This window comes from Streptomyces sp. NPDC043861 (assembly GCF_056435905.1).
On the sequence record NZ_JBWKDP010000010.1, the window covers coordinates 302,637 to 312,449 of the forward strand.

Here is a 9,813-nt window from a genome sequence, read left to right on the forward strand (position 1 = left end):
CAGGCCGGAACTCGCGGGGGTGGTCCCGGCCCCCCGATCCTGATAGACGGTGCGCATGAGAGGACTCGCTTCAGCACGCCGCGCACTGACCCTCACCGCCGCCGCACTGCTCGCCCTCACCACCGCGTCCCCGTCCCCGGCCGCGACCCCACGGAACGGCACACCCGGGCCCGAAGCCCCCCACGAGTTCGTCGCGCTGCGCCTCGTCGACCCGACGATCATCCAGGACATGCGCTACACCACCGGGCACAACTTCATCGGTGAACCCATCGACGGCTACCGGCAGCCCCTGTGCATCCTCACCCGGCCGGCCGCCCGGGCTCTGCTGAAGGCGCAACACCGGCTGCTGCTGCGGGGCTACTCGCTCAAGGTCTACGACTGCTACCGCCCCCAGCGCGCCGTCGACCACTTCGTGCGCTGGGCGAAGGACCTCGACGACGAACGGATGAAACGGGAGTTCTATCCGCACGTCGACAAATCGCGTCTGTTCGAGGACGGATACATCGCCGAGCAGTCCGGCCACAGCCGCGGCAGCACCGTCGACCTCACCGTCGTCAGGCTTCCGGCGAGGAAGACGCGACCCTACGTCCCCGGCGAGAAACTCATCCCCTGCCACGCCCCGCAGGGCGAGCGGTTCCCCGACAACTCCCTCGACATGGGTACCGGCTTCGACTGCTTCGACACCCTGTCCCACACGGACGACCCCCGCATCCAGGGCGAGCAGCGCGCCAACCGCCGCCTCCTCAAGGAGACTCTCACCGACGCGGGGTTCGTCAACCTGCCCGAGGAGTGGTGGCACTTCACCTACAAGCCGGAGCCGTTCCCCGGCACCTACTTCGACTTCCCCGTGGCCTGGACATCGCTCACGAAGCCCTGACCTCCCGGCCGGGCCCGCACTGCACCGCCCGCGTTACAGTCCCCAGGTGACCGAGCCTTCCGGGCCAACCGCCCGCACCACGCCCCCCGTCAAGGACTCCCACTGCTCCAGCTGCGGAGCCCGCTACCCGGACGGCACCACCGGCTGCTGGCCCCGCAGCTGCCCCGCCTGCGGCGACACGGCGTACCGCAACCCCACCCCCGTGGCCGTCGCACTCCTTCCCGTCACCACCGCGCACGGAACCGGACTCGTCGTCATCACCCGCACCATCGAGCCACAGCGTGGCGGCATCGCGCTGCCCGGTGGTTTCATCGACCACTCCGAGGAATGGCAGCACGCGGTCGTGCGCGAACTCGAGGAGGAGACCGGCATCGAGGCCTGCGCGCAGGACGTCCGGCTTGTGGACGCGCTCAGCTCACAAGGCGGCCATCTGCTGCTGTTCGGACTCCTCCCGGAACGCCCGGCCGCCGAACTCCCGCACCCCGCCCCGACCGACGAGACCGAGGGCTGGCATGTCCTCCATGCGCCTGCCGAACTCGCGTTCCCCCTGCACACGGTGGCGGTACGACGGTGGTTCGCCGGCGGCTACGCCTGAGTGGCCGGCCCTCGCAACCGCACCGGCCGCGTCGCCCTGACCGCACCGGACTCCGTCACCCGCTCCACCACCACCCCGCCGCCGACCAGCCGGGAGGTGTACCGCTCGACCGGGGGCCGGGCCCGCACGTCACCGGAGTCCTCGACCAGCAGCCCGCCGCCCGTACGGCCCGGGGCGGGCGCCCACACCTCCAGCTCGGTCACGCCGTCCTCGCCGCGCACGGGAATGACCGCGCCCGCCCGTGCCAGCACCGGGATCCGCGACAGGGGAGCATCGAGCAGCACCTGCCCCGGACCCTCGTGGGCGTTGCCGGTCACAATGTCGTACCACAGGCCGCGCGGCAGCCGCACCGCACGCCGGTCCACGCCCCGCTCCAGCACGGGAGCGACCAACAGCGCATCACCCAGCAGGAAGGCGTCCTCACAGTCCCGCAGCGCCCGGTCGCGCGGAGCCCCCCACCACAGCGGCCGCACATAGGGCGCGCCGGTCAGCCGGGCCAGCTGGGCCAGGGTGACGAAGTACGGGAGGAGCCGCATCCGCTCGAGCAGCGCCGCCTTCGCATGACCCAGGACCCGCGGACCGAACTCCCACGGCTCCCTGCGCCCCGCGTCGATCGCCGCATGCGTACGGAACAGCGGCAGATACGCACCGAGCTGGAACCAGCGCAGAAACAGCTCGGGCGAAGGGCTGCCGTCGAAGCCGCCCACATCCGGACCCGAGTACGGCACACCGCACAGACCGAGGCCCAGCACCAGGGACAGCGAAGCCCGCAGCCCCGGCCAGCCCGTGGACACATCGCCGGACCAGGTACCGCCGTACCGCTGCATCCCCGCCCATCCGGAGCGCGAGAACAGGAACGGCCGCTCCTCGGGCCGCAGCCTTCGCAGCCCCTCGTACCCGGCCCGCGCCATCTGCAGCCCGTACACGTTGTGGGCCTCGCGATGGTCGCCCCCGCGGCCCTCCAGCGCATGCCGGGAGGATCGCGGCAGCGTCATATCACCGAACGGGGTGAAGGACACCGGCTCGTTCATGTCGTGCCACACCCCCGAGAAGCCCTGCGCCAGACGCTCCTCGTACAGCCCGCCCCACCATTCACGCACCTGCGGATCGGTGAAGTCGGGATACGCACACTCGCCCGGCCACACCTCACCGTGCACGTCCCGCCCCCGCCCGTCCCGTACGAAGGCGCCGGCCGTCGACCCGCCGTCGTACACGGCGTACCCCGGCTCCGCCTTCACCGCCGGATCGACGATCGACACCAGCCGCACTCCGTCCGCGCGCAGCTCCTCCGCCAGCCCCGGCAGGTCCGGGAAGCGCGCGCGGTCCACGGTGAAGACGCGGTGCCCGTCATAGTGGTCGATGTCCAGATGCAGCGCCGACAGCGGAAGCCCCCGCTCGCGGTAGCCCGCCACCACTCGGCGCACCTCCCGTTCGCTGCCGAAGCCCCAGCGGGCGTGCTGCGGACCGAGGGCCCACGACGGGGGGAGCGCGGGCGCACCCGTGAGCGCCGTCCAGCCCCGCAGAACACGCGCCGGCGTGCCCACGACCACCCAGCAGCGCAGCGGACCCCCGGCCGTCCGGACCTCGATCGTGCCCGGTTTGTCGTGCCCGGAGCCCGCGCCCTCCTCGCCCTCGCACAGGGTGACGCTGCCGTCCCAGGAGTTGTCGTGGAACGCCAGATGCGACCCGGCGTCCGAGACCACCAGCTGCACCGGCATCGTGATGTACAGCGGATCGTCACCGGGGCCGAAGCTGCCTCGTGGGTCGGTGTTCCACAGCCGGTACGTACCGTCCCGCAGACGCGGCCCCGACGACCGCCCGCCCAGCCCGTAGAACCGGGCGTCCGCCGGCACCTCCGTGCGCTGCAGCCAGCGCCCGGGACCGCCGCCCACCGGCTCCCACCAGCGAGGCGGCAGATCCCGCCGCAGGACGACCCCGCCGGGAGTGCGCACCTCGACCGCGCCGTGCCGTGACACCGCCACCGTCACCCGTTCCGACACGACCCGCCATCCGCCGTCCTTGTCCGGCTCCAGCTGGGCGCGCGGATCCGGCTCCGGCGGGACACCCGCCAGCGCATACGACGGTTCGGGCTCCGCTCCGTCCCAGCCCCAGAAGACGCCGCCCCCCACCGCGACGCGCACCCTCAGCTCCGAACGGGCGAACCGTACGACGCCGCCGCCCGGCAGCAGCTCGGCACCGACGACGGCACCCGGCACCCGTGCCCGCTCCGCACCCCGGGGCGGCAGACCCCACGCATCCGTCCGCCTCCGGCGCCACGCCGAGCGCACCGTACGCAGCCCCTGCACCGTGCCGAACACCTTCACCGCGCGCACCAGCTCACGACCGTCCATGCTGCTCACCCTGCCATCCACCAGGGGCTCGGCGGGGTTCGTTCAACTCGCGTTCACCCATGGTCCGAGCACACAACAAACGATCCGACCATGTGCGGGGAGCCCTGGTGCGGAAGACGATCACATGGCATCGTCCCTGTCAGCGACAGCCGCGTCCACGCGCACACCCACGCCCGTGCGCGGTACCGACGCCCACCACGCGTAGAGCCACCACAGCCGCCCGGGAGCCGCCCCATGACCTCAGCCGCGAACCCTGCCCCGCTCTGGCAGCCGGATGCCGCCCGGATCGCCGCCGCCCGGATCACCCGCTTCCAGTCCTGGGCGGCCGAAAGGCACGGCGCCCCCGCCGAGGGCGGCTACGCGGCACTCCACCGCTGGTCCGTCGATGAGCTGGAGACCTTCTGGCGGGCGGTCGCCGAGTGGTTCGACGTACGCTTCTCCACACCCTACGAACGTGTCCTGGGCGACCGCTCGATGCCCGGCGCCCAGTGGTTCACCGGCGCGACCCTCAACTACGCCGAGCACGCCCTCCGTACCGCCGAGGACCCGGCACGCGCCCATGAACCCGCGCTGATCCATGTGGACGAGACCCACGACCTGTCTCCCCTCAGCTGGACCGAGCTCCGCCGCCAGGTCGGGTCGCTCGCCGCAGAGCTCCGGGCCCTCGGCGTACGTCCCGGGGACCGCGTCAGCGGCTATCTGCCCAACATCCCCCAGGCCGTGACCGCTCTCCTCGCCACCGCCGCAGTCGGAGCCGTCTGGACCTCCTGCGCCCCCGACTTCGGCGCCCGCAGCGTGCTGGACCGCTTCCAGCAGGTCGAGCCCGTCGTCCTCTTCACCGTCGACGGCTACCGCTACGGCGGCAAGGAGCACGACCGCCGGGACACGGTCGCGGAACTCCGCAGCGAACTGCCCACGCTCCGCGCCGTCGTCCACATCCCGCTCCTCGGCACCCCGGCACCGGAGGGCGCCCTCTCCTGGTCGGAGCTCACCGCGGGCGACGCGGAGCCCGTCTTCGAGCAGGTCCCGTTCGACCACCCGCTCTGGGTCCTCTACTCCTCCGGCACCACCGGACTCCCCAAGGCCATCGTCCAGTCCCAGGGCGGCATCCTCCTCGAACACTTCAAGCAGCTCGGCCTGCACTGCGACCTCGGCACCGGAGACCGCTTCTTCTGGTACACCTCCACCGGCTGGATGATGTGGAACTTCCTCGTCTCCGGCCTCCTCACCGGCACCACGGTCATCCTCTACGACGGCAGCCCCGGCTACCCCGAGACCGGAGCCCAGTGGGCGATCGCCGAACGTACCGGCGCCACCCTCTTCGGCACCTCCGCCGCCTATGTGATGGCCTGCCGCAAGGCCGGTGTGCACCCCGGCCGCGACCATGACCTGTCACGCGTCCAGTGCGTCGCGACCACCGGTTCCCCCCTTCCGCCCGACGGCTTCCGATGGCTCCACGACGAGGTCCGCGAGGACCTCTGGATCGCCTCCGTCAGCGGTGGCACCGACGTGTGCAGCTGCTTCGCGGGCGCCGTCCCCACCCTTCCCGTCCACATCGGCGAACTCCAGGCGGCCTGCCTCGGCACCGACCTCCAGGCATGGGACCCGCACGGCAAGCCGGTCATCGGCGAGGTCGGCGAGCTCGTCGTCACCAACCCCATGCCGTCCATGCCGGTCCGCTTCTGGAACGACCCGGACGGCAGCCGCTACCGCGACAGCTACTTCGAGATGTTCCCGGGCGTCTGGCGGCACGGCGACTGGATCACCATCACCGACCACGGCTCGGTCGTCATCCACGGCCGCTCCGACTCCACGCTCAATCGTCAGGGCGTGCGCATGGGATCCGCCGACATCTACGAAGCGGTCGAGCGGCTTCCGGAGATCCGTGAATCCCTGGTCATCGGCCTCGAAGAGCCCGACGGCGGCTACTGGATGCCACTCTTCGTCCACCTGGCCCCCGGTGCTTCGCTCGACGACGACCTGCGCGAGCGCATCAAGCGCACCATCCGCGAACAGCTCTCACCTCGCCACGTCCCCGACGACATCATCGAGGTCCCGGGCGTCCCCCACACCCTCACCGGCAAGCGCATCGAAGTCCCGGTCAAGCGACTGCTCCAGGGCACGGCCCTGACCAAGGCGGTCAACCCGGGCTCGGTCGACAACCTCGATCTGCTGCGCTTCTACGAGCAGCTGGCACGCAACCGCTCCTGACCCCTCCCCGGCCGCGTTGTCAGTGCTCACGATTACGGTGAGTGAGCACTGATAACAGCGCTCACGGGGGACCAGGGGGATGCGATGACGCCCACCAACCACCACCGACGGCCGCACCACCGGCAGTCCATGCGGCGCGCGTTGCGCCGCGACGTCCCGGCCACCGTCGGCCTGCTCGTCGACGAGCAGGACTTCACCGCCATGCGCCGGTACCGCACGTTCACGTTCACCGACCACCCCGACTACCTGCACCATGTCGAAGGACTGCTCAGAGCCCTCTCCAGGCAGGGCGGCCACACGACCGTCGCGCTCTTCGATCCCGAGGACTTCGCCCACTACTGCGCCGAGCGGGGACTCGACCCGGACGACTCCACCAGCCGCAGCCGCTACACGGCGGAAGTCGCCGCCGCCGGCCCCACCGTGGCGTACACGGGCCAGACCATGGATCACCTCGTGCCCCTGCTCATCAACAGATCGGTCCGCCAGGCCACCTGGGAGTTCGGGACCTCGCTGCTCAGCGATCTCGGAACTTGCGCGGAGTGCGGCGATGACATCGGACACGCGGCCTCGGACCGGGCATCGCAGCTCCTGGTCCGCCTCCTCGAAACCGCAGGACCGGGGACACACCACCTCGTCTGCAGCGTGCCCGCCTCGGGTGAGCAGCTCCTGGCGGTGATGCATGCCGTGACCGCCCGCGGAGCCCCTGCCGTGCTCGACGCCTCCGAAGGCGCCGAATTCGCGACGGTCTTGGCGGTCGGCGTCGCCATGGAAGGCCCCGGGGGAGTGATGTTGCGCACCACGGCCGACGGCGCCCCCGACCAGCTCCGCGGCTGGCGGCTCCACCACGGGCGCCTGGAGCCACTGACCGAGGCCGAGGTGTTCAGCGCGTACTGCACGGACGCGGACACCGGGGAGCCCCTCTCCCCTGAGCCGGGCGTCGAGTACCGAGCGGGTTTCGACCTCGGCGACCAGCCCGGCGGAAGCCCCCATCACTGAATCCCGGCGAAGCAGCGCGCAAGGGGGCTTCCCGCCTGCGACGGAAAGCCCCCGACACACTCACCGGACTGCCGGCCCACTCACTCCCCGGACAGCACCGCCTGCGCGGCGCCGCGTGCCTCTTCGGCACTGTCGGCGGCACGTGCAGCGGCAGCGGCACGCTCGCACTGCGCCAGCGTGTACTTCGCCAGAGTGGCACGTACATAGGGAATGGATGCCGCACCCATCGAGAGGGAGGTGACACCGAGCCCCGTCAGCACACAGGCGAGCAGCGGATCCGACGCGGCCTCGCCGCACACACCGCAGCTCTTGCCCTCGGCCTTGGCCGCCTCCGCCGACACCGCGACCAGGTCGAGCAGCGCGGGCTGCCAGGGGTCCTGGAGCCGGGACACCGCACCCACCTGCCGGTCGGCCGCAAAGGTGTACTGCGCGAGGTCGTTCGTACCCAGCGACAGGAACTCCACCTCCTGCAGCACTGAGCGCGCCCGCAGAGCAGCCGACGGAATCTCGACCATCGCGCCGAACTTCGCCTTCAGGCCGGCCTCGCGGCACGCGTCCGCGAACGCCCTCGCGTCCGTGCGGTCCGCCACCATCGGTGCCATGACCTCGAGGTACACGGGCAGACCCTCGGCCGCCTTCGACAGAGCCGTCAGCTGCGTCCGCAGCACCTCCGGGTGATCGAGGAGGGACCGCAGACCGCGCACGCCCAGCGCCGGGTTCGGCTCGTCGGCCGGCGTCAGGAAGTCCAGCGGCTTGTCCGCACCCGCATCCAGCACCCGCACGACCACCCGGCCCTCGGGGAACGCCTCGAGAACCTTGCGGTACGCCTCGAACTGAGCGGCCTCCGACGGCGCCCGCGTGCTGTCGTCCAGGAAGAGGAACTCCGTACGGAAGAGACCGACGCCCTCCGCACCGGCCTCGACCGCCGCCGGTACATCGGCAGGGCCGCCGATGTTCGCGAGCAGCGGCACCTTGTGGCCGTCCGACGTCGCACCGGGCCCCGACGCCGCCTTCAGTGCGGCCCTGCGCTCCTCGGCGGCCCGCGCCATCTCCGCACGCCTGGCGGCATCCGGCTCGACGAAGATCTCCCCGGTGCTGCCGTCGACCCCGATGACCGTGCCCTCGGCGAGCTCGCACGCACCGGGCAGCGCCACCACCGCCGGCACGCCGAGTGCACGCGCAAGAATCGCGCTGTGGCTGGTCGGTCCGCCTTCCTCGGTCACGAAACCGAGCACCAGCGTCGGGTCGAGCAGTGCAGTGTCCGCGGGGGCGAGATCCCGCGCGATCAGCACATAGGGCTCGTCGCTGTCCGGTACACCCGGCATCGGCACACCCAGCAGCCGCGCCACGATCCGGTTCCGCACATCATCGAGGTCCGCCACCCGCCCGGCCAGGTACTCCCCGGCGCCGGCGAGCAGGGCCCGATATGCAGCGAAGGCGTCGTACACGGCCCGCTCGGCCGTGCTGCCGACGGCGATCCGACGGTCGACGTCGGCCATCAGCTCCGGGTCCTGCGCCATCATGGCCTGGGCCTCGAGCACGTGCTGTGCTTCGCCCCCCGCCAGGTTGCCCCGCGCATTCAGGTCGGCAGCCACGGCCCCGACGGCCTGGCGTGCGCGCCCCTGTTCGCGCTCCGCCTCCTCGGCCGGAATCTGCTTGGCGGGAGGTTCGAGTACCGCCGTTCCCATGTGCCGGACCTCGCCGATCGCGACCCCGTGGCTGACGCCGACGCCTCGCAGCGTTGTCTCCATTTCACCCGTCTCCGATTGTGTGCGGCGGTTCCGGCCACCGCGGTGGATGTACGACTGGCTGTCATCGCGACCTGTCATCGCGATGCCGACATCACTGCCAGCTGAACAGTTCGTCGCCCGCCTTCACATCGCCGTCCTCGCGGACGCCCCCGAGTGAGTCGGCCGATGCCTCCAGAGCCACGACAGGGCAGATCGCGGACTTGCCTGCTGCCTCGACGGCGACGGGGTTCCAGCGCACGATCGCCTGGCCGCGGGTCACGGTGTCTCCCTTGTGGATGAGGAGCTCGAAGCCCTCACCGTTGAGCTGCACCGTGTCGATGCCGAGATGGGTCAGTACACCGCGACCTTCGGCGTCGACGACGACGAACGCGTGCGGGTGCAGGGAGACAACGATGCCATCCACGGGTGCGACGGCCTCGGACGGCTCTCGCACGGGGTCGATGGCGGTGCCAGGACCGACCATCGCCCCGGAGAACACCGGGTCCGGCACAGCGGCGAGCCCGATGGCGCGGCCGGCGAGCGGCGACGTCACAGTGGTCATGGGAGCCTCCCAGGGGGTGGAGCTTCTGGAGCCGCCGCCGCCACGACCTGTCCTGGGCGGCGTACTGCTCTGAAGCGTATGTCATAGGAAGTCCAGATTCCGCATGAGAACTGTCAGTTGGCGGACCTGGGGTGCACCGGAAGCGATTTGCCTCGCCTATCGGTGACATGTACTGTCGTAGATCTGCCTGGCCACGGCACGACTATGAGCCGCAGGTCGGCAGCACCTATCGAGCTACATCCTAAACTGGTCTACACCACTGGTCTACACCTCTGCGTGTTTTCACGTGGACCTTGGCGTGCGTCGCCGAGGCAGTGGTCAGCGGGGCGGGAAAAGGCTGATACGGTTTGAACCCGCCGGAAAGGGAATTCGCGAAAGCGGAGGAACTGCCTGGCTAACCCGCTCCAGCGGGTGGCAGAAACGGAAAACGGATCTGCTAAGCTGGAAACAACGAAGGGAAGCGCCCGGAGGAAAGCCGCAGAGAATGTTCT

The 9,813-nt window shown here is 70.8% G+C and carries 7 protein-coding genes; 4 read left to right on the top strand and 3 right to left on the bottom strand.

All coding sequences use genetic code 11. The features are described 5' to 3' along the window. Positions 1–55: 55 nt before the first annotated feature. The gene (locus tag AC068D_RS23830; RefSeq protein WP_478825051.1) at positions 56–877 is read left to right on the top strand and encodes a M15 family metallopeptidase; all 822 of its coding nucleotides are present in this window, start codon (positions 56–58) and stop codon (positions 875–877) included. Positions 878–923: 46 nt separating this feature from the next. Then, positions 924–1,472: an NUDIX domain-containing protein gene (locus AC068D_RS23835; protein WP_478825052.1), complete on the top strand. Its 549-nt coding sequence runs from the start codon at positions 924–926 to the stop codon at positions 1,470–1,472. Here the strand turns inward: AC068D_RS23835 and AC068D_RS23840 are convergent. Continuing rightward, positions 1,463–3,823, bottom strand: coding sequence for a glycoside hydrolase family 31 protein (locus AC068D_RS23840; protein ID WP_478825073.1), 2,361 nt, complete (start codon positions 3,821–3,823; stop codon positions 1,463–1,465). The genes AC068D_RS23835 and AC068D_RS23840 overlap by 10 nt on opposite strands. 234 nt (positions 3,824–4,057) lie before the next feature. Here AC068D_RS23840 and AC068D_RS23845 point away from each other — a divergent pair, with 234 nt between their 5' ends. Together AC068D_RS23845 and AC068D_RS23850 are read left to right on the top strand one after the other, a co-directional pair. Further along, the gene (locus AC068D_RS23845) at positions 4,058–6,034 is read left to right on the top strand and encodes an acetoacetate--CoA ligase (RefSeq protein WP_478825053.1); all 1,977 of its coding nucleotides are present in this window, start codon (positions 4,058–4,060) and stop codon (positions 6,032–6,034) included. Positions 6,035–6,118: 84 nt separating this feature from the next. Then, positions 6,119–7,030, top strand: coding sequence for a hypothetical protein (locus tag AC068D_RS23850; protein ID WP_478825054.1), 912 nt, complete (start codon positions 6,119–6,121; stop codon positions 7,028–7,030). An 80-nt stretch (positions 7,031–7,110) separates the two neighbouring features. Here AC068D_RS23850 and ptsP read toward each other — a convergent pair whose 3' ends face one another. Both ptsP and AC068D_RS23860 read right to left on the bottom strand, forming a co-directional pair. Then, positions 7,111–8,781 (bottom strand): phosphoenolpyruvate--protein phosphotransferase, encoded by a 1,671-nt coding sequence (ptsP, locus tag AC068D_RS23855; RefSeq protein ID WP_478825055.1) that lies wholly within the window; start codon positions 8,779–8,781, stop codon positions 7,111–7,113. Between the two features lie 91 nt (positions 8,782–8,872). Next, complete coding sequence (locus AC068D_RS23860; protein WP_478825056.1) at positions 8,873–9,322, bottom strand: PTS sugar transporter subunit IIA; 450 nt, start codon at positions 9,320–9,322, stop codon at positions 8,873–8,875. Positions 9,323–9,813: the final 491 nt, after the last annotated feature.